Genomic DNA, 20,033 nt, shown 5'->3' with positions numbered 1-20,033 from the left:
TCCCGACCGAGAAAGACGCTAGGATGGAAAACTCCAGCAGAGGCGCTTGACGAGCTGCTGTCACGAATGAAAACACTTGGTGTTGCGACCACCGCTTGAGCCCGCCCCGCCTTTCCACCGCGCTGTGGTGAAGCCGAGCACCTCATGCTTTGTGCCGAAGCCGCTCAGCAGGTCGGAGGCGGCCAACGCCGCCCGGGCCGCCGACAACATCGGCTGTCCGCGCATCGAGCCGGAATGGTCGATCAGCAGCGCCACGACCGTGTTGTCGGCATCGGTTCGGACTGGCTTGCCCGCTGATCGCCTCCGGGCGAGCCCCCGTTCGAGCGCGTACAGCGATGCAGGGTCAGTTGCCGGGAAACGCTGGGCCCAGCGCCGTTCATCCTCGGAGAGCGTCGCCAGGAAAGAGTCAACGTTGTCGGCGTCGATCTCCACGTCGAAGTCTCGCGTGTAGATTCGGTAGGGTCGATTTGGATCGAATTTCACCGGCCGGCGGCGGGCCTTGCGAAGCGAAGACACAAAACTCAACGCCACCAGCGCAACGATCGCCGTCAGGAAAACGTCACGCCAAAACAAGCTATCCCCCAGCACTCAGAACCTTGGCCTTCGCGTTGATCGCCCTTGCTGCCTACGGCTTCCGCAACCCCGGATATCACGGGGGCCAGAACGATTTTCAGAAAAATGCGGTTGTCCGCGCGCCGCAACCCAAGGGTCAGGAGCCAATCGCCAGCAGCCGCGGCACCTGCACCTCAATGTCCGCCGTCACGTCGCGGTCGAGCCTGTCGCGCCAGCGCGCAGGGATGGCCGCCAGCCCATAGGTGGCGCCGGCCAGCATGCCCGCGAGAGCGCCCGTCGTGTCGGCGTCGCCGCCCTGGTTGACGGTCTGCACCAGGCATTCTGTGAACGAGTCGATGGCGAGATAGTGGTGCAGCACGGTCTGCATGGTGTCGACGATGAAGGCCGAGCTCTGTCCGGGGTAGGGGACGAAGCTGAAGGCGCGGTGCTTGCCGATCAGAGCTTCGGCTTCGCGGCGGACGGCGTCCTGGCCCTCACCCTGCAGCAAGGCATGAGTCATGCGCACCAGCGCAACGCAGGCGTCGTCCGACAACGGATGATGGTGCGTGGCGCGCGCCTGCGCCAGCGTCCACGTCTCGGCGTTGTCCGGTGCCTCGAGCGTCGCGAGCGCCACTGGCAGTACGCGCATCGCCGCGCCATTGCCGGCGTCGCCTTCGGCGTAGACACCTTCGACCGTGCCGCGCATGACGTAACGGCGGATGCCGCGGCGGCAGGTGTTGCCGACATCGGCCGGCCCGGTCCGAAGCCATGCCGCGAACTCCTCGCAGACGTCGCGTGCGTCGAAGCCGCCATTGCGGATCAGCGAGCGTCCCAGCGCCAGCGACATCTCGGTGTCGTCGGTGACCTCGCCCGGCTTCAGCTTCAGCCAGCCGCCGCCGATGATGTCGCGATGCACGCCATATTGCGCGGCGATCTCGTCTCGGGTCATGAACTCGACGGTGGCGCCGAGCGCGTCGCCGATGGCAAAGCCGAGATAGGCCGCGAGCGCGCGTTCCTCGACATCGAGTGCGGTCATGCTGCGATCCGCTCACACATAGTCGACGCTCACGCGGTAGTCGCCGCCGATCACGAGGTATTCGCCTTCGCCCTTCAGCGCATGTGATGACAGCAGGCCGTTGAAGAACACGATCTTGCTGACGGGGACGTGCGCGGTGAGGATCATGTCGCCGAAGCAGCCGGCGGTGTCGCGGTCGGAGGAGAACGAGACGAGATTGTTGAGCCGGACCACCGCCTCGCGCCGCGTCGTTCGCTCCACGATCCAATGCTCGTCGAACGAATTGACGCCGCGATGCAGCGTCAGATGCGTCTGGTCGGGGAAGGTGAAGCGGCGCATGGCCCATTGGCAGAATTCGAACAGCAGATCGAGCTGCACCCAGATCGCATTGTTGTGGAAGCGGCTCGACATCTTCTCCTCGACATAGGTCGTCCAGGCCCGGCTTGCCACGGCTTCGATAGCCTCCTTGTGGAACGATGGGCCGAGGCCGAACCGGCTCTCGACCCAGCCCTTGAGCACGGCGCCTTCCGGGCCGTTGCTGTCGAAGCCCCAGCCCTGGATCAGCCGCAGGAAGGACGAGCGGAAACGCCGCTGGCCGCCGGACGTCGCGGCGCGTTGCTCGGGATCGAGGCCGAACATCGCCATCATGTAGGTGGTGAAGGCTTCGCCGGCTTCGGCGAGATGTTCGGCCTGATCGAGCATCGTGAACAGGCTGGGGTTCATCTCAGTGACGCCCCAGATGTGCAGCGGCACCGCCGCCTCGTTGAAGGCAGCGCTCGCCAGCCACTCGGAAGGACGCCCCACGAGGTTGGTCGAATGGCCGATGCCGCGGCGGGCGCGCTGTGCTGCGTCGTTCATGATCGGCATGATGCCGGGTCGCGCAGTGTAAGGGAAGCCGTCGGCACTGACATGGCGCAGAGCTTCTGATTGTCAGCTGCAACCGCCCCAGCCGGTGCTACCGTGACCACCGCAACCCCGCCGCTTGGCGCCTTCGAAATCGCCAGCAGGCAACTGCGTCGCTGTTGCGCTGTCGGAGCGGTTCGTCTGTGAAGTGCATCGAGCGCGCCTGCCGAGAGCGTTGTCTTCGATCTATTCGAAACCGGCTGCTCGATCGCGCGCAGTGTGTCAGCACGGAGGGCAATCAGCACGATCGCGTTGAATTCTTCCCGGCCGTACACTGGTGAGATGCCCGCGTCATCTGCGTCCACTGTAATGCTGCGGTAAGGCCGTGACGCTAGCTTCAATGCGTCCTTACGAGCGGCATCACATCGGTTTCGCCATCGACAGCGTGTCACGATGAGCCATGGCTCGCCGTCTCTCGATGTGGTGTTCGATCGGAAGGACATTGGAGCGCCGCCGCAGACCCGAAAGCCCGGCCTGAATCAGGTCGGCTCCGTCCCACCTGCGGCACCTTCCATCATGATCTGGCGCCGCATGGCTTCGAACGTCGTCGGAGTCCAGTGAGCGGGCCGTTCGGTTTGTGTCCCAGCCCCACACGTCCGAACGGCCTGCCATGATGGACCTCGTGGTGACACTCGCGCTCACATGTTGGTCGCATCGTCTTGCGTCTGTAATGATACGGTAAGCCGCGGCCGCGAGTCTCCCGCAGCGACGGCTGAGCTGATCGCAAGGAGAACCCAATGAAACGAATTTGCGCGCTTATGATCGTGGCCTCGACCATCGCAGGCACGATCGCGACGCCGGCCAATGCCGGTGGCAACCGCGGAGCGGCGGTGGCGGCCGGCGTCGTCGGAGGTCTGGCGGTCGGAGCCCTGATCGGGTCTGCGGCAACCGCCCGTTCCGCGCCCACCTATGTCTACAGCTACGAGGATTATCCGCCGCCGCGGGTCGTCTATCGTCGTCACCGCGTCTATGAGTACGACGCGGAATACGGCAACTATGGCGACGGCTATGTGTCCGGCTACCGGGACGGCTATTCCGACGGATCCTGGGACAACGACTGAGACCGCCGCCCAAGCGCAAGGTCCCGCCGACGCGGGACCTTGTCCTTGATCCGAATGTTCGGATCCGCTGACGAGGCTGCCGCGTCCAGCGTTGCCTCGACCTATGGTTCCTTCGGCCGTGTCACCAGGAATGCCACCACCGTTCGTGTGCATCCTGTCCAGCCGAGCAGCCGGGCCTGCACCGCGAACTCGCGCTTGACGTAGTTGCCGGATCCGGCGGCCGCCGCTTCCGCGGCGGCGATGCAATCCGCCTGGTCGCGGAAGCACAGCGAAATCCAGCCTCCGCTGCCAGAGTCCGCACCGGTCTGGTGGGCTGTGGTGGGCAGACCGTAAGCGGGATGATCGGCACTGTAGAAGGTGGTTGCGAGCGCAAGGCTCTCGGTGCCGCCGACATGCTCGAGCGGCTTCCCCGTCAACTCCCGCCATTGTCGCGTCGCTTCCCGCGCGGTCTGCTGGTAGAAGGTACGACCTTCCTCATAGCCGTGCTTGTTGCGATAGAAGGCGTGGAGCGGCGCCGCAACGATCGCAGCCAGGACGGCGATCCCGGCCGTCAGCACCGCGATGTTGACGGTATGAAAGCGCGCGATCGGATAGCTGGTGGCGCAGACGACGACCACGACGAACAAGAACAGTCCCTGCAGCGCCCATAGCGACGGCAGGTCGGTGCCCATGACCAGCGCGTTGATGACGGGCAGGCCGAGCGTGCCGATGGCGATATATGACAACAGCCGGAGGCCGTCGTTCAGCGTGGCCATCTCCGTGGAGAAAGACCTGATCCTGGCGCCGGCGACGATCAGCCAGGTCGCGGCCGGCACGGCCATCGCGGCCGCGAGCCCCAGCAGGAAGAACAGGGAATCCCGTAACGACGTAGACAGGTTGGACCTGGCGTGCAGCAGCGCGTACTGAATGGGGGCCGCATCGTTGGCGACGAGCCAGTCGAGATGCATCGACAGCGCGGCGAGGCCCACGACGCCGGAGATCCACGGCGATGCCGATGTGAAGTAGGCGCGTCGCTGCGGATGCGCCATGGCGGCGAATGCGAAGCTCATCACCAGAAAGATCGAGTAGTACTTGCCGAGCAGCGCGAGCGCGGCCGTCAGGCCGGCGGCCGCCGCCCAGGGCAGCGTTCGCGTTTCGAACGCGCGCAGGAAGCAGTAGGTGGCGAGCGGCCACGTCGCGAGCTGCACCGAGTTGGCGTTGAAGCGCTGTGCGTGAAACTGATAGGCCGGCGTCAGCATCAGCAGCAGCAGCACGATCACCCGCTTGTCCCCAGTGACGAAACGGCGCGAGACGAGATCGACGCACCACAGCGCCAGCGCCGCATTGGTCATCGCCATCAGGTGGAATGACCAGTCGGAGAGAGGGAAGACGGCGGTCCAGGCGCCGGCGATCCAGCCCATCAGCGGCGGATGCTTGTCGTAGCCCCAGGCGAACTGCCGTCCGAATGTCCAGGTCTCGAGAACGTCGGGATGCAGGCCGGCACCGGCATAGGCGATCGAGAGATAGGCCGTCCACACGGCCACGAAGCACGTCAGCAGCAGCGGCACCGCCCAGCCGGCCTCGATGCCGTCCAGCCAGCGCAGGAATGGAATGCGCCAGGCCGCCGGATGGCTGTCCGACCGTTCGGCGACGGTCGAGAACGCAAACTCATGGAACATGTCGATGTTGATCAATGATGAGGCGACGGATGGGACGCGCGATCGGCGGCCCCGCCGATAAAGGATGGCGGATCGTCCGGTATGTCCGGTCGATCATGCGGCAGGCTCCATGCGAGCGAATCCTCGGCGTTTGTTTGAGTGCGCCAGTCTCGGCCAAGACGATTACGAAAGGCTGACGTCGCCGGCTTGCCGGCCGATGGAAAAACGGATCATCGCGGCGGGGCACGTCATACGACCGCAATCGCGCCAGCCGAGAAGCGGTTCAGCTTGCAATCGGAGATGTCGCGATAGGGCCAGTGCCCGCCAGCAGCGTGGAGTATATGAGCTGCGCGCGATCGGCGCTGGCAGAACGAGTCAACTTCGCTTGCGCGATCAAACAAAAGTATCAGAACACCGCCGACGTAGTCCTATTATAATCCCTCCGTAATGATAGGAACAGCCGATTGTCGATGATGCGGGAGAATCGCGTGCGCGTTCTGGTCGTTGAGGATGACCCCCAGCTGGGGATCTGGCTGCGGGATGCGCTCGCGACGGCGTTCGGCTCGTCGGACATCGTCACGACGCTCGACGAAGGGCGTGCGGCGATCGCCGTGCGCAATTTTGAGCTCGTGGTGATCGACCGCGGCCTCCCGGACGGCGACGGGCTGGCGCTGTTGCCGGATCTGCGGCAGCAGAAGCCGAGCCCGGCGACGGTCGTGCTGACCGCGCTCGATGACCCCGCCGACATCGCGCGTGCGCTCGACGAAGGCGCCGACGACTACGTCGCCAAGCCGTTCGAGCCGATCGAGCTGGTGGCACGGGCGAGGGCGGTGCTGCGCCGGCTGTTTCTCGACCGCGGCGCGACGGTCTCCATCGCCAATCTGAGCTACGACATCGTCAATCGCGCCGTCTGCGTCGAGGACGTGCCCATCGTGGTGCCGCGGCGCGAGCTGGCAATCCTTGAGGCGCTGGTCCGCCGCAGCGGGCGGGTGGTCCTGCGCGAGACGCTCGAAGCCGCGGCCTACGGCTTTGAGGACGAGATCCAGTCGAATGCCATCGAGGCCCACGTCTCGCGGTTGCGCCGCCGGCTGCGCGAGGCCAATTGCAAGGCCGCCATCAGGCCGGTGCGCGGCCTCGGCTATCTCCTCAGCGGCGAGTGACGCAGGTGAGGTGGCAGAAGCTCAGCCGTATCCGCCGCTCGATCACGTTGCTCTCGGCGACGTTGATCGGGGTGGTCACCACCATCATGCTGATCTGCGCGGCCGCCCTGCTGATCCGGTTCGGCGGCGACGATGACGGCACATGGGGCGCCGCCGACGTCGCCGATGCGCTGAAGGAGGCCGTATCCCGCGATGCCGGCGGCCACCTGCTCATCAAGCAGACGTCGCGTCTCGACAAGATCATCCAGGATTTCCCGACATTCTGGTATGTCGTCTCCGACAAGAGCGGCGAGGTCAGCTACGGGCCGATTCCGAAATGGCGTCCGCACAAGCCTCCGTCGTCGCAGGACGGCACCAGCTTTCTGGCCTATGCGATCGATGGCGAGACGCGGAATTTCAAACGCATGACGGCCGTTCGGAATACGCCGGTCGGTGAGGTCTGGATCGAGACCGGCGGCGTCGCCTATACGTCGACGCAGCTGATGCTGGGCACGCTGACCGACGCGACGGTCGTTGCGCTTCCAATCATCCTGGTGCTGGTCGTGACGGTATTCGCGGCCCTGGTGTTCGTGCCGACGCTGATCGCGCGCCCGGTTCGTGCGGTGGCGCGCGCGGCCGAGATGATCGACGGCGTGCCGGACGGCCGACGGCTGCCCGAGCGGGACGCGCCGGCGGAATTGCTGCCGCTGGTCACCGCGTTCAATCGCGCCCTGTCGCGCATCGATCATGCCGCGGAGGCGCAGCGCAACTTCCTGTCCAACGCGGCGCATGAGCTGCGGACGCCGCTGACCAATGCGCGGACCATGCTCGAGGCAATCCCGGATGCTGGCTTGCGGGCACGTCTCGTCGGCGAGAACCAGAAGCTGTCGTCGATCGTCACCATGCTGCTGCAACTGGCGCGCATTTCGATGGAGCCGGTCGAGCTGACCGAGATCGATCTGGTGGCGCTGGCCCGGCGCGTCACGGCCGAGCATGTGCCGATGGCGCTGAAGGCCGGCCTCGAGATCGGCTTCGCCGGATGCGATGCGCCGGTCTCGATCCTCGGCTCGGAGCCCGCGTTGGCGGTCGCGCTCTCCAACCTGATCAGGAACGCCGTCATGCATGCCGGCGCCGGCGGTCCGATTCTCGTCGAGGTCGACGCGTCGGCGCGCCTGAGCGTGATCGATTCGGGGCCCGGCCTGCAGGCCGATCAGCCCGAGCGCCTGCTGCAGCCGTTCGAGCGCGGCCGCGCCCATGGCGATGGCATGGGGCTCGGGCTCTCGATCGTGTCGCAGGTCATGGCGACGCATCACGGCCGCGTGGCGTTGCGTGAGACGCCAGGTGGCGGCACCACGGTCGAGCTCAGCTTCGCGCCTGCCGCGCCTCAGCCGGGCGGTGCACCGGCGGCGGCCGAGGCGGCAATCCCGGCGGTCCGCCGCACAGCCGAGAAGGCCGCGCCGCTGTCGCGCTCCGTTTAACGATTCCGCGGCCCGACCTCGCGAGCCTCGCGCGGCCCGCGCTCAGCGCGGCTCCCTGCTCCGCTGCCACTTCAGGAAGTCGCTGTAGAGTCTCGCGGCCTCGTCCGGCGACATCCGCGCCTGCGCCTTGCGCTCGTCGAGAAACTTGCGGAATTCGGCCGGGTTGGCATCCTGGCCCGGCGACTGCATCGTGCGGGCGCCGTCGAGCCATTCCTGCGCCGCCTTGAAGCGGACCAGGCCCTGCACCGGCGCCGACAGCACGGTGTCGCGCCATTTCGGATGCCGCGGCGGCGATTGCAGCACCTGGATCTTGCCGAACAGCGCGTCGACGAACCGCGCCGTGCGGCGATAGCGCTCGCTGTTCTCCGGCCAATTGTAGACCATCAGCACGGTCGAGGCGGCGACGGTCTCGACCTTGGTGCCGGGCGGCACCAGGTTCGGATATTCCTCGGACGAGAACGACGACGGCAGATAGATGTCCTGCAGCGCGTGGTCATAGGGGATCGTCAGGAGATGCAGCCGGCCGCCCTCGTTCTTGATGCCCTTGATGATCGGCGCGTCCTTCGACACCGAGGCGATCCAGGCATCGCCCTGGCCGTCGATCAGCTTCTGCAGCCCGCCGGTCGGATCAGTCTGGGAGTCGATGTCGGCGCGGATGCCGAGCCGGCGGAAGATCGTGCGCGCCGCCGGCAGGCCGATCGAGCGCTCGGCGAACACCCGCCGTCCATTGAGATCCTCCAGCGAGCGGATCTCGCGCCGCGCGACGATGTGGACGTCGTTGTGGAAGAGCTGCGCGATGTAGCGCACGCGCTGCGCAATGTCTGGAATGTTGTATTCCGTCTTCACGAATTCCAGCGCGTCGGTGGTGACGAAGCCCATGTCGATGTTCTTCAACATGATGATGTCGATGAGGTTCTGCGCCGAGCCCCTGCCGAGGATCGGCAGCACACGCAGGCTCTCGCCCTCGTCGAGCACTGCGGCCATGTCGGAGCCCATGACCGACATCGGCCCGCCGATCGGCGCGGTGATCACGGTGACGGTGCCGGAGTTCAGCGCCTCGCGGTCCGGCAGCGTACCGACGGCGCCGCCGGTCGGCGGGCGCGGCGGCAATTGCTGCGCTCGGGCGCTGCCAGCCAGCGCCACGAGGGATGACAGAACACATGCAAATACGAATGCGCCAACAGCTACGCGCGCGACACGATTCACCGAACGCTTCCTCGATACATTCTAACTTGACAGTGGACTTAGCAGTTCGATCCCGGCCGAAGTTTGGCCGTGAGGTGGCGATCCGCGAGATGCTGCAAAGTCGCCCGGCCTGCTTCACGGCTGTGCTGAAAATGCGGTGCAGGAGCAGCGTGATCAAGTGTCGCGATCAAGGACCGGCGCTGAGCGCGCCGAATCCTCGATCACAGGCCGTGTTCGGTGGAGAACGATCGCACTGCGTGCGTGTCGAAACGTCGCATGCTCGGCGCTGAATGATGGCGCCGCGCGCCGGCGCTCACGCGCTGGCCGCGTCGAGCCGCGCGACCTGATCCGCAGTCAGCGCGAGCTGCGTCGCCGCCACCAGGGTGTCGACGTGCTCGGGCCTGGTGGCGCTGGCGATCGGCGCCGTCACCGACGGCTTCGCCAGCAGCCACGCCAGCGCGATCGAGGCCTGTTGCGCTCCGGTCTCCCTTGCGACCGCGTCCAGCGCGGCGAGGATGCGCATGCCGCGCTCGTTCATGTATTTCGGGATGCCGCGCTGTCCGCGCGGGCTCTTGCCGAAATCGGCCTCCGAGCGATACTTGCCGGTGAGGAAGCCGGCGGCCAGCGAGAAGAAGGTGATGACGCCGACGCCGTAGCTCTCGCAGACGCGTTGCAGCGCGCCTTCGTAGGATGCGCGCTCGGCGAGGCTGTATTCCGGCTGCAGGCTCTCATAGCGCGGCAAGCCGCTCTTCGCCGCCAGCTCGAGCGCGGCCTGCAGCCGCTCTGCCGAGAAGTTCGAGGCGCCGATCACGCGCACCTTGCCGGCCTTGATCAGCCTGTCATAGGCCGCCAGCGTCTCCTCCTGCGGCGTCGTCTCGTCGTCCTTGTGCGACTGATAGAGATCGATCACGTCGGTCTGCAGCCGGCGCAGGCTGTCCTCCACCGCGCGCGCGATGTAGTCGGCCTTCAGCCCGACCTTGCCGTCACCCATGTCCATGCCGACCTTGGTGGCGAGGATGATGCGATCGCGGTTGCCGCGCAGCTTCATCCACTTGCCGATGATGGTCTCGGACTCGCCGCCGCTGTGGCCGGGCACCCAGCGCGAATAGACGTCCGCCGTGTCGAGGAAGTTGATCCCGGACTCCAGCACCTTGTCGAGCAGGCGGAACGAGGCCGCCTCGTCCACCGTCCAGCCGAACACGTTGCAGCCGAAGCAGAGGGGCGGAACGTTGAGGCCGGAACGGCCGAGCGGGCGCATCTTCATGGGAGGCTCTCGATCTGAATGATGTTGGCTGCATCCATCGCGGACGCCTGCCGCAGATTGCCGTCATTCGTCGCGCGAGACCAGCGCGGCAGGAGCATGGCGGGCCCGCCCGGCCGCATCCAAACCGTGGCGCGGCTGCCCCGAAGAGGTTCCGGCAGCGTCAGACTTTTCACTCACTTGCCGACGATGGTTGCGGCCTGCGAACGCCTCGCAGCTGGAGACGCGAGGCCATGAGTGAGGAGTCCGTCTGATGAACACGCTGACCTATGACCAGCTCGGGCTGAGCTCAGATGGCCTCATGATGCCCGATCCGGCCGCGGCGGCGAAGAACACGACGACCAATATGGCTGCGGCCGCCCCGCCGGTCGTGCTGCCGCCCGGCGCGGTGTCGGATCCGGTGGTGCATGCCGACGGCTCCGAGACCGTCTCGGTTCACACCGGCGGTCTCACCTTCAACCTCACCTTCGATGCCGCCGCTGCTGCCGCGCCCGAAAGCTTCCGCGCCGGCGTCGAGCAGGCTGCGGCGATTCTGTCCTCGGCGATCACCGATCAGGCCACGGTCAACCTCGCGATCGATTTCGCCGGCACCGGCGGCGGCGCCGGCGCCAATGTCTCCAATGGCGTCCTCGCCAGCTACGCGCAGCTCCGAACCGATCTGCAGGACCACGCGGCGGCTGGCGACACGGTGTTCGACAACCTGCCGACGGGGCGGGCAGTGCAGGGCCATTCCCAGGTGTTCGTCGCCAACGCCCAGGCCAAGGTGCTCGGGCTCATCGATCCAAACAGCACGACGACGGAGGACGGCTTCGCCGTCTTCAACACCGACATCCCGACGCAGTCGCTGGTCGGCGTCGCACTGCACGAGCTGTCGCATGCGCTGGGACGCGTGCCGTCGCCGGGCAATCTCGACATCTTCGACCTGTTCGACTTCACCAAGCCGGGACAGCATCTGATCAACAACAGCATCAGCTCGGCGCCTCCCGCGTATTTCTCGCTCGACGGCGGGCTCACCAAGATCGCCGATTACGGCCAGATGTCGGACCCGGCCGACTTCCTCAACACCGGCATCCAGGGCGCCCGCGATCCCTTGAACGAGTTCTACAATCCGACCACGTCGCAGACGCTGTCGCCGATCGATCTCGTGGTGCTGGAGACGCTCGGCTACAATATCGCGACCCCCGACACGCAGGCGCTGCTCGCCCAGATCCCGCACGCCGCCGGGGTCGCCGCACCGGTGCAGACGCCGCAGCAGGCCGTCGCGATCGCCTCCACCGTGGCCGCCGAGACGGCCGCCAGCCTCACCAAGCTGGGCGATGCCGCCGGCGCCGCGCAGGTGCTGGCGAATGCCCAGGCCGATGCTGCTGCGCTGAATGGCACCGATGCCGGCGCGAACCATGACCACGCAACGGCCTATGCGTCCTATTCCGCCGAGCCGCACCACGATCCGATGATGCTCGCGATGCATCTGCACGCGATCAGTGCGAACTGAGGCGGTCGCTACCAGCAGAGGATTGATTGGGCGCGAGAAGGTCATCGCGTAGTCGATCTAGGTCATGCCCGCCATTTCATCGTCGTCATGGCCGGGCTTGCCCCGGCCATCTCCGTCACACTCGCCTGAACTGAAAGGCGTGATGTAGCCAAGCGATCGGGCGGATCGGAGGTGCGGTCCGCTCACGATCAATCGCCATGTGTCCGACGCGACAGGTCAGGATCGCTCGCGGTCGCGTTGTCGGTTGAGTTGACGCAAATAGCTCAAACCGCAGACGGTCAGCCGGCCGGGATCATCCACGCCCTGATCGGCCATCCCGCGCATGTGCCGCGCCGGCGCGCGCCGCGTCGCCTGGTCCAGATCGTGTCTGGCCATGCGGCGATAGATCTGCATCGCTCGCGAGAGCGGCTTGGCAAGTTCGATCCGAGGCATCGAAGTCAACGGAAGCCGGCGGCGATCGTTCCGAATGCCGGCCCATCATCGGAGCCAACTGGTGCGCCGCTGATTTCGCTCACGCGCAAACGATGCGGATGGTCCCCGCGTTCGGCTCCTACCGATAGACGACGATCGCTGCTGGCGGGTTGACCTCAACCTCAGTCTCCGACCGCCATGTCAAGACATCTCCGGGGCAAAAGCACCAAGTCTGGACGCGTCGCATATTGCATGGTTCACGGGAACTCGCGTATCCTTCAGGTAGCGTGAAGACGACGGTGATCACTCGGGGCGAGGCGATCGTTGGGCGCTGGGGGACGGTTCATGGGAATGAAGTTCGCTTTGCGTGCGGCGCTGACGGCGGCTGCCATGGCGCTGCTCGGTGGATGTGCGACGTCGCCGGAGGGCCTGAATTCGCGCGACGTTGCCGATAGCAGAAGCTTTTCCGAAAGCTACGAGGAAATCTACCGCCGCTTGATCGAGACCGGCAAGCGCTGCAATCCGCCCGTCCCGGTCTTCAGTCCAGGCAACCCGGCCCAGGGACAGATCGAAGCCGAAGGCGAACTGCACCGCGACCGCGGCTTCGCGGAGTTTCGCCTGGTCGCCGGCAGCTATGGGATCCGGATGAACTACTTCGTCGCGGCGCGCATCGAAAAATCCGGCTCTGGATCCCGCGTGACCATCAAGGTCAGCAACCCGATGGGAGCAGGCCCCCTGAGCAGCCGCATCTATCGCTGGGCCGGTGGGGACTCGAGCTGCTAGCGCGGGCGGCGTGCCTTGATCAGGATCGTTATCAGGATCGTTCGCGGCCGCGTTGGCGGTCGAGCTTGCGCAGATAGCTGAGGCCGCAGACGGTCAGCCGGCCGGGATCATGCACGCCTTGTTCGGCCAGCCCGCGGATATGCCGCGCGAGGGCGCGTCGCGTTCCCTGGTCGAGATCGTGTCCGGCCACGCGGCGATAGATCTGCATCGCGCGAGAGAGCGGCTTTACAAGTTCGATCTGAGGCATCGGGTCCAACGGACGGCGACGGCGATCGTTCCGATACATCAGGGCACAGCCGCCGGCTTGGCTGGGCGCAGCGTGAGAACGATGGGAACGGCGATCGCGTAGATGGCGACGACCGACAGCCAGATCGCCCCGGGCCAATCGTCCCTGACGACGAAGTACAGACTCGAGAAGCCGAGCGGCGCAACGATCGATGCGAGGCTGACCGTGGAGGCGAGCACGCCCTGGAGTTGCCCCTGCAAATCCTCGTCCACCTGCCGGGTGGCGATCGACTGCAGGGCCGGCATGCCCATGCCGCCGAGCGCGAACAGCGGCATGGCGCCAAACACCATCCAGCTCTGGTTGGCGAACGCCATGGCGGTGAGGGCCGTGCAGACACAGGTCACTCCGGTCAGGATGGCGCCGCGCTCGGTCAGCAACCTCACGGCCGGACCGGGAAGGAATATTTGGGCCAGCATCTGGCACACCCCGAAGGTGCCGAGCGACAGGCCGATCCAAAGACCGCTCCAGTGGAAGGTGTCGCCGCCCCACAGCGCCCAGCAGACGCCATAGGCCTCGCCGGTCGCGCTGAACAGGAAGAAGAGGAGAACGACCGGAAGCAGGCTCTTGACGGCGAACACCCAGCGCAGTGGCCGCAGCGGGTTCAGAACTGCGATCTCGATCTTGCTAGGGTCCGGTGGTCGCGATTCCGGCAGCATCAGCAACGCCAGCAGGACGTTGCATCCGTTCAAGGCCGCCGCCACGACGAACGGCAGCCGCAGCCAATGGTCGCCGAGCGCGCCGCCAAGCACGGGCCCGATGATGAATCCCATGCCGAACATCGCATTGAGAAGGCCGAAGCGGCGGGCCCGCTCGTCCTCGCGCGAGACGTCGGTGATGTAGGCCGTGGCCACCGAGACGTTGGCGCTGGTGACGCCGGCGATGGCGCGGCCGAGCAGGAGCATCCAGAGATCGGGTGCAGCGGCCAGGAACAGGTAGTTGACGATGGCGCCGGCCAGCGAGACCAGCAGCAGCGGGCGCCGGCCGAGCCGATCGCTCAGCGAGCCCAGCACCGGGGCGCAGATGAACTGCATCGCGGCGTAGAGCGCCGTCATGACGCCGAGAAGGAACGCCACGTCGCCGGCGTGGGTCACGTCGTGCAGCAGCGACGGCAGGATCGGAAAGATCAGCCCAATGCCGACGGCATCGAGCACGATGGTGAGATAGATGACGGCAACAGCCCTGGTCATGGCGCGCTCCGGTTCACGCGAGCCGATGGCGCAAACACGCGCGACCGCTCGCTGGAGCCTGACGATCTGTCAGGCGATCGATGTGTGGGAGACGCTGGGCCGGTCCATGCCAAAAGGCAGATGGACGGCTTGTACTCGGCCGCAGGCAACGACCGCTTTTCGCGACAGGCGCCGTCTACACGCCGAGATCGGGCGGCGCAAGCCGCTTTTTCCGAACGACGATCGGTGCATTCAATGCATATTCATCGATCCATCGCCGGAGCTCTGGCTCAATCTGCAGACCGACTACGACGTCAGATCGCGAGGCGCGATCTCGGCAAGATTCTCGATCGCATCGAGACGGTGAACAAGCCGCTGGCGGTTTGAGCGGACAGGTCGGGCGATGGCAGGCGGACGTGGATGGGCTGCGCGGGACGTCTCGTGATTCGCCCAGCAATGCGCCGTATCTTCACTGCACTCCTGGCCGGTCATCGAGAGTCCCCGTCCTGCCACCATGCGGCTGCGCGTCGTCACGCGTCCTCGGCTGGACGTCGCGTTGGATCAACGGGGTGAGCAGGTGCTCGGCGAGGTAGAGGGACGCAAGCGGTCGCAGGTGCGCATTATCGAAGCTCACGAGACCCTCGCGCCGGTTGCGATCGAGATAGATGAGGCAGCCTTCTCGATTGCAGAAGAAATCATAAAGGCTCTGGTACTCGAACGGTTCGTTGGCCTGGAGCTCGTTTCGAAACGCCTTGTCGATGCCAAGCGCATGCTGGTCGAGGTGCGTCGAGATTCGTGCCGGTGTGAACTGCCAATAGTGCTGCATGACCACCTTGAAGAGGAACGGCTCCCAATGAGGCGCCAGTCCGAGCACGATCACCCGTTTCACGCCGATCCGTTTGATGTCCCGAGATACCTCGCGCAGGTACTCCGTATCGAAGGAGTTGTTGAATGAGATGACCACGACATCAGGAACGACCTTTTTGATTGTCGACAGCGCAAAGGAGTTGGACATCTCGCAGTAGTCGGTCGTCAGTCGAGTCAGATCGATTGGGTGTGGACGGCACCCCGACGCATAAACGAGCAGCAGGGATGTATCGGACGGAAGCGTCTTCCGTAAGCCGTGGAAGAGATGCGCCGAATGAGAGTCGCCCCAGAGCAGCACCGTTCTGCGAGAGTGGCTGGTGTAGCAGTCCGGGCTGATGCCGTCCCGAGGGACGCGCGTGGGAAGCGCACTCTCGAAGTTGTAGAAGTTGCATTGGTTCTGGTTGATTTCCACCAGCTCTTCCCGAGCCGGCGACACGCCCGTGCGGAATGAGTCGAAATAGGCTGCGTAGCTGTTCAGATCGCCCGGCTTGAAGGTCCAGCCGTAGGTCATGGTCAGGGCGCCGATTCCTGCGAGCGTCGCCGAGGCACCGCAGAGCAGTGGGACCGACCGCAAGGGCGATTGCCCAAACCGGATCGGACGTTCCAGAAATCGATAGGTGATCCAGGCCAAACCGGCGCTTAGCGCGATGACGCCGGATCGAAGCGGTGCGGAACCCGCCTCGCGCATCCAGGCGCGAGTAAGGACGAGCAGAGGCCAATGCCAGAGATAAAGCGGGTAGCTGATCAGCCCGATTCCGACCAGGAAAGGATGCGAAAGAACGTGTCGGGCGACCCAGCTATACGGTCCGGCGCCGACGAGTATGCAGGTCGCTGCGACAGGCAGCAGGGCTGCCCACCCGGGAAATGGAGTACTTCTCGAAATCAGGATCAGGCTCGCCGCCAATAGGACCATTCCTGACGCCGCGAGCCGATCGGAAACGGGTGATCGATGCCCCGTGTCAGGGACAGCGCCTAAGAGCGGCCGGGTGTATGGGGACGACGCGATCGCCAGCAGGCCGCCTGCAAACAGCTCCCATGCTCGCGTAAGCGGGGAGTAGAAGGCCTCGGTCGGGCTGGTGCCCATGGCTTTGATGTTCAGCAGAAATGACCCGACGAGCAGCAGCCCCACGAGGTACGGCAGGGCGCGCTTCCTTGTCCGCCAGCACAGCCACAGCAGCACCGGCCAGAGGATGTAATATTGCTCTTCGATGCCCAGCGACCAGAGGTGAAGCAGCGGCTTCGTTTCCGCGGCCAGGTCGAAATAGTTGGCCTCCTTCCAGAACAGCAGGTTCGCGGCAAATCCGGCGCTCGCCGCAACTTGCTTGCCGAGCTCCTTGTATTCGTCGGTGTAAAGAAGAATGCATCCGAGCAGGAGGGTGACGAGAAGAACCGCGATGAGGGCGGGGAAGATGCGCTTGACGCGACGCGCGTAGAAGGTCCGAAGACGAAATGATCCGTTCGCCAGATCCGCAACGATGATCGAGGTGATCAAGAACCCGGATATGACGAAGAAGATGTCGACTCCGATGAATCCGCCGCGAAGCACATGCGGAAAGGCGTGGAAGGCGACGACGGACATGACTGCGACAGCTCTCAGTCCGTCGATATCCGGCCTGTAGGCCGTGCCGACCACGGGAACCGGTTTCGAGCCGGCCACTGGCGCGTGCATGTGCGCTCTCTCCCCAAAAGAACGTTCGGCTTCTAATCGTCTTGGCTGCAGTCAATTTCGCGAAAATGTCTGTTGTACAATTATGGCGGACAGCGCGTGGCAAACGCAATCATGAATGAGCGTCGTGAGGAGGCGGTCGCCATCGGTGGCGAACGTCGGCCTGTCGGTGCTCATCAGTTCTCTGACGGCCCGACGGGCAATTCCCGCATCCCCATCATGCGCAAATTGCCCGTCGAGCCAGTTTGTCGCACGTCGTTCGGCTTGCATCGTCGGGCAAATCGCGACGATCCTCTCGGCCATCCCGCTCGCGATGAAGAGGGGCGTTTCGGCCGATCGTCACGGAGCGTAGCAGCGGGGAGCGTTGGACGTGTCGGGTTCGGGGCTCTGCGCAAGCGGGCCGACGAATGAACCCGGTGCGTACGGTCAAGTCGCGTGGTCCTGGCCTCCCGATGCTGAGGTCAAGCCGGTTGATGAAGCGGAGACGCGTCTCGCCGGTGATGGGGGCAAGACAAGCCCGGTCCCCAGGGAGATCGCGAAGCAGCCGTTAAAACCAGCGCGCGGGGAAGGCCGGGTCGTCCGGCTGAACTCGTGGTACCTGCCGCCTGCATTTTTTTCTGCAGGCGGGCCACGGGCCTCAGTCGAGGTCCGGTCTTCCCCGCGCCCTCTCGTTTGTCGAGGGCGATGTCGGCAGCATGACCTGGGCGCGAATGGCGTCGCGGGGCTTCGGTGGGCTGTTTGGAGAAAATCGTGCAGTGGATGTGGTGCGTGGGAGCGGATACGTCGCGCTCGCGATGCTCATCACGCCTGTGAGGTGGAACGGCCATGCGACACACTCAGTGTCGTCCCGGCCTTGAGCCGGGACCCATCACCACCGGCGGATGTGTGAGGCACGCAGGTGGCTCAGGATGTGCCAACACGTCTCCCTGTGGTTATGGATCCCGGATCTTCGCGCGCGATGCGCGCTCGTCCGGGACGACGGGGGAGTGTGGGGCGCGGGCTTGCCCTTGACGCCGAGATCGGAGGTCGTCCAGCGCGGACTACTTCCTGATCCGCACACCCTTCGTCGTGAAACGCTGCGGTCGCTGCTCCGGGCGCACCGGCCGCCGTGTCGTTGCGGCCTTGCCGGTGCCCGGCGGCTGATGCGCCGGCACCAGTTGCTCGGGGCGCGAGCCGATCAAATCGCTGCGGCCCATCGCCTTGAGCGCCTCGCGCAGCACCGGCCAATTGTCCGGGTCGTGATAGCGCAGGAACGCCTTGTGCAGGCGGCGCTGGCGCAAGCCCTTGATGGCTTCGACCTTGTCGCTGCCACCATGGCGGACGCCGCGCAGCGGGTTGACGCCGGTGTGGTACATCGCCGTTGCGGTGGCCATCGGCGACGGCAGGAAGGTCTGGACCTGATCGGCGCGGTAGCGGTTCTTCTTCAGCCACAGCGCGAGGTTCATCATGTCCTCGTCGCTGGTGCCGGGATGGGCGGCGATGAAATACGGGATCAGGTAGTACTTCTTGCCGGCCTCCTTGGCGGCGGCGTCGAACATCTGCTTGAAGCGGTCATAGCTGCCGATGCCCGGCTTCATCATCTTGTCGAGCGGGCCGCGCTCGGTATGCTCCGGCGCGATCTTCAGATAGCCGCCGACGTGATGCGTGACCAGCTCCTTGATGTAGGCCGGGCTCTCGACCGCGAGGTCGTAGCGCACGCCGGAGGCGACCATCACGCGCTTCACGCCCTTGACCTCGCGCACCTTGCGATAGAGCCGGATGAGATCGTCATGCGAGGTGTTGAGGTTCGGGCAGATCTCCGGAAACACGCAGCTTGGCCGGCGGCAGGCGGCCTCGACCTTGGGGTCCTTGCACGCCATCCGGTACATGTTGGCGGTGGGGCCGCCGATGTCGGAGATCACGCCGGTGAAGCCCGGCGTCTTGTCCCTGATACGTTCGATCTCCTGCAGGATCGAGCCTTCCGAGCGACTCTGGATGATGCGGCCCTCGTGCTCGGTGATCGAGCAGAAGGTGCAGCCGCCGAAGCAGCCGCGCATGATCGTCACCGAGAACTTGATCATATCCCAGGCCGGGATCTTGGCATCGCCATAGGACGGGTGTGGCGCGCGGGCGTAGGGCAGATCGTAGACGCTATCCATCTCCGCCATGGTCAGCGGGATCGGCGGCGGGTTGAGCCAGAGGTCGCGGTCGCCATGACGCTGCACCAGGGGACGCGCATTGCCCGGATTGCTCTCTCGGTGCAGCACGCGCGAGGCGCGGGCATAGGCTTCCTTGTCGGCCTCGACCTGCTCGCAGGACGGCAGCCGGACCACGACGTCGCCCTTCTCGCGCGCAGCGCCTTCGTCGGCGGAGTCGAGATCGTCGGCATGCAGCTCGACAAAGCCCTCGGGCACTTTGCGGAACAGCGCGGTGCCGCGCACCGACTGGATGTCCTTCGGCGCTTCGCCGCCGGCGATCCGGTGCGCGACCTCGATCACGGCGCGCTCGGCATTGCCGTAGATCAGGATGTCGGCCTTGGCGTCGGCGAGCACGGAGCGGCGAACCTTGTCGGACCAGTAGTCGTAATGCGCGATGCGGCGCAGCGACGCCTCGATGCCGCCGAGCACGACGGGCACGTCCTTGAACGCCTCGCGGCAGCGCTGCGCATAGACCAGCGTGCAGCGATCCGGCCGCCTGCCGCCTTCGCCATTGGGCGTATAGGCGTCGTCGCTGCGGATGCGGCGGTCGGCGGTGTAGCGGTTGACCATGGAGTCCATGTTGCCGCCGGTGACGCCGAAGAACACGCGCGGTTTGCCGAGCGCCTTGAACGGCTCGGCGGAGTGCCAGTCGGGCTGCGAGATGATGCCGACGCGAAAGCCCTGGGCCTCGAGCAGCCGGCCGATGATCGCCATGCCGAAGGAAGGATGGTCGACATAGGCGTCGCCGGTCACCAGCACGATGTCGCAGGCGTCCCAGCCGAGCGCGTCCATCTCCTTGCGGCTCATCGGCAGGAACGGCGCAGGCTTCAGGTCCGCGCGATGGCGCGGCCAGGAACTCAGCGGTGGAGCGGTGAGGGCGATGTTCATCGCCCACGCATAGAGCCGCGGCGCTGCGAGTTCAACCGAAGCTCCGGTCGCAGACGAGGGCAGGTG

18 protein-coding genes are annotated in these 20,033 nt (G+C 65.5%); 6 read left to right on the top strand and 12 right to left on the bottom strand.

Annotated features, from left to right (window positions below; genetic code table 11):
• Positions 1–60: 60 nt before the first annotated feature.
• The 3 genes from QX124_RS11075 to QX124_RS11065 form a co-directional block, all read right to left on the bottom strand.
• Positions 61–573, bottom strand: coding sequence for a cobaltochelatase CobT-related protein (locus QX124_RS11075; RefSeq protein WP_315797155.1), 513 nt, complete (start codon positions 571–573; stop codon positions 61–63).
• A gap of 136 nt (positions 574–709) precedes the next feature.
• The gene (draG, locus tag QX124_RS11070) at positions 710–1,588 is read right to left on the bottom strand and encodes an ADP-ribosyl-[dinitrogen reductase] hydrolase (protein ID WP_315797154.1); all 879 of its coding nucleotides are present in this window, start codon (positions 1,586–1,588) and stop codon (positions 710–712) included.
• 12 nt (positions 1,589–1,600) lie between these two features.
• On the bottom strand, positions 1,601–2,425 hold the full coding sequence (locus QX124_RS11065) for an NAD(+)--dinitrogen-reductase ADP-D-ribosyltransferase (RefSeq protein WP_315797153.1): 825 nt from the start codon (positions 2,423–2,425) through the stop codon (positions 1,601–1,603).
• A gap of 782 nt (positions 2,426–3,207) precedes the next feature.
• Here QX124_RS11065 and QX124_RS11060 point away from each other — a divergent pair.
• Complete coding sequence (locus tag QX124_RS11060) at positions 3,208–3,531, top strand: hypothetical protein (protein ID WP_315797152.1); 324 nt, start codon at positions 3,208–3,210, stop codon at positions 3,529–3,531.
• A gap of 101 nt (positions 3,532–3,632) precedes the next feature.
• Here the strand turns inward: QX124_RS11060 and QX124_RS11055 are convergent, their stop codons facing one another.
• A complete protein-coding gene (locus QX124_RS11055; RefSeq protein ID WP_315797151.1) occupies positions 3,633–5,189 on the bottom strand; it encodes a glycosyltransferase family 39 protein in 1,557 nt (518 codons plus the stop codon).
• A 467-nt stretch (positions 5,190–5,656) separates the two neighbouring features.
• On the opposite strand from QX124_RS11055, the gene QX124_RS11050 reads away from it, so the two are divergent.
• On the top strand, positions 5,657–6,328 hold the full coding sequence (locus QX124_RS11050) for a response regulator transcription factor (protein ID WP_315734907.1): 672 nt from the start codon (positions 5,657–5,659) through the stop codon (positions 6,326–6,328).
• Positions 6,329–6,333: 5 nt separating this feature from the next.
• Complete coding sequence (locus tag QX124_RS11045; protein WP_315797150.1) at positions 6,334–7,785, top strand: HAMP domain-containing sensor histidine kinase; 1,452 nt, start codon at positions 6,334–6,336, stop codon at positions 7,783–7,785.
• A gap of 42 nt (positions 7,786–7,827) precedes the next feature.
• Here QX124_RS11045 and QX124_RS11040 read toward each other — a convergent pair whose 3' ends face one another.
• Positions 7,828–8,991: a hypothetical protein gene (locus QX124_RS11040; RefSeq protein WP_315734905.1), complete on the bottom strand. Its 1,164-nt coding sequence runs from the start codon at positions 8,989–8,991 to the stop codon at positions 7,828–7,830.
• A gap of 292 nt (positions 8,992–9,283) precedes the next feature.
• Complete coding sequence (locus QX124_RS11035) at positions 9,284–10,234, bottom strand: aldo/keto reductase (protein WP_315734904.1); 951 nt, start codon at positions 10,232–10,234, stop codon at positions 9,284–9,286.
• Between the two features lie 250 nt (positions 10,235–10,484).
• On the opposite strand from QX124_RS11035, the gene QX124_RS11030 reads away from it, so the two are divergent.
• Positions 10,485–11,723, top strand: a complete 1,239-nt coding sequence (locus QX124_RS11030) for an NF038122 family metalloprotease (protein WP_315797149.1) — start codon at positions 10,485–10,487, stop codon at positions 11,721–11,723.
• 216 nt (positions 11,724–11,939) lie between these two features.
• Here the strand turns inward: QX124_RS11030 and QX124_RS11025 are convergent, their stop codons facing one another.
• Complete coding sequence (locus tag QX124_RS11025) at positions 11,940–12,155, bottom strand: hypothetical protein (protein ID WP_315773672.1); 216 nt, start codon at positions 12,153–12,155, stop codon at positions 11,940–11,942.
• A 369-nt stretch (positions 12,156–12,524) separates the two neighbouring features.
• Here QX124_RS11025 and QX124_RS11020 point away from each other — a divergent pair, with 369 nt between their 5' ends.
• Positions 12,525–12,917 (top strand): hypothetical protein, encoded by a 393-nt coding sequence (locus QX124_RS11020; protein ID WP_315734901.1) that lies wholly within the window; start codon positions 12,525–12,527, stop codon positions 12,915–12,917.
• Between the two features lie 31 nt (positions 12,918–12,948).
• On the opposite strand, the gene QX124_RS11015 is transcribed toward QX124_RS11020, so the two are convergent.
• Complete coding sequence (locus QX124_RS11015) at positions 12,949–13,164, bottom strand: hypothetical protein (RefSeq protein ID WP_315734900.1); 216 nt, start codon at positions 13,162–13,164, stop codon at positions 12,949–12,951.
• A gap of 38 nt (positions 13,165–13,202) precedes the next feature.
• On the bottom strand, positions 13,203–14,390 hold the full coding sequence (locus QX124_RS11010) for a TCR/Tet family MFS transporter (protein ID WP_315734899.1): 1,188 nt from the start codon (positions 14,388–14,390) through the stop codon (positions 13,203–13,205).
• Here QX124_RS11010 and QX124_RS11005 point away from each other — a divergent pair.
• Positions 14,368–14,736, top strand: coding sequence for a hypothetical protein (locus QX124_RS11005; RefSeq protein WP_315734898.1), 369 nt, complete (start codon positions 14,368–14,370; stop codon positions 14,734–14,736). The two genes, QX124_RS11010 and QX124_RS11005, sit on opposite strands and share 23 nt — an antisense overlap.
• A 102-nt stretch (positions 14,737–14,838) precedes the next feature.
• Here the strand turns inward: QX124_RS11005 and QX124_RS11000 are convergent, their stop codons facing one another.
• From QX124_RS11000 to QX124_RS10990, 3 genes are all read right to left on the bottom strand, one after another.
• Positions 14,839–16,905 (bottom strand): acyltransferase family protein, encoded by a 2,067-nt coding sequence (locus QX124_RS11000; RefSeq protein ID WP_315797148.1) that lies wholly within the window; start codon positions 16,903–16,905, stop codon positions 14,839–14,841.
• A 51-nt stretch (positions 16,906–16,956) separates the two neighbouring features.
• Positions 16,957–17,205: a hypothetical protein gene (locus tag QX124_RS10995; RefSeq protein ID WP_315734896.1), complete on the bottom strand. Its 249-nt coding sequence runs from the start codon at positions 17,203–17,205 to the stop codon at positions 16,957–16,959.
• A 737-nt stretch (positions 17,206–17,942) separates the two neighbouring features.
• Complete coding sequence (locus QX124_RS10990; RefSeq protein WP_315797147.1) at positions 17,943–19,967, bottom strand: YgiQ family radical SAM protein; 2,025 nt, start codon at positions 19,965–19,967, stop codon at positions 17,943–17,945.
• Positions 19,968–20,033: the final 66 nt, after the last annotated feature.

It is taken from the genome of Bradyrhizobium sp. SZCCHNRI3043 (assembly GCF_032377735.1).
Taxonomy (GTDB): Bacteria; Pseudomonadota; Alphaproteobacteria; order Rhizobiales; family Xanthobacteraceae; genus Bradyrhizobium.
This window is presented reverse-complemented; position numbering and strand designations above follow the sequence as displayed.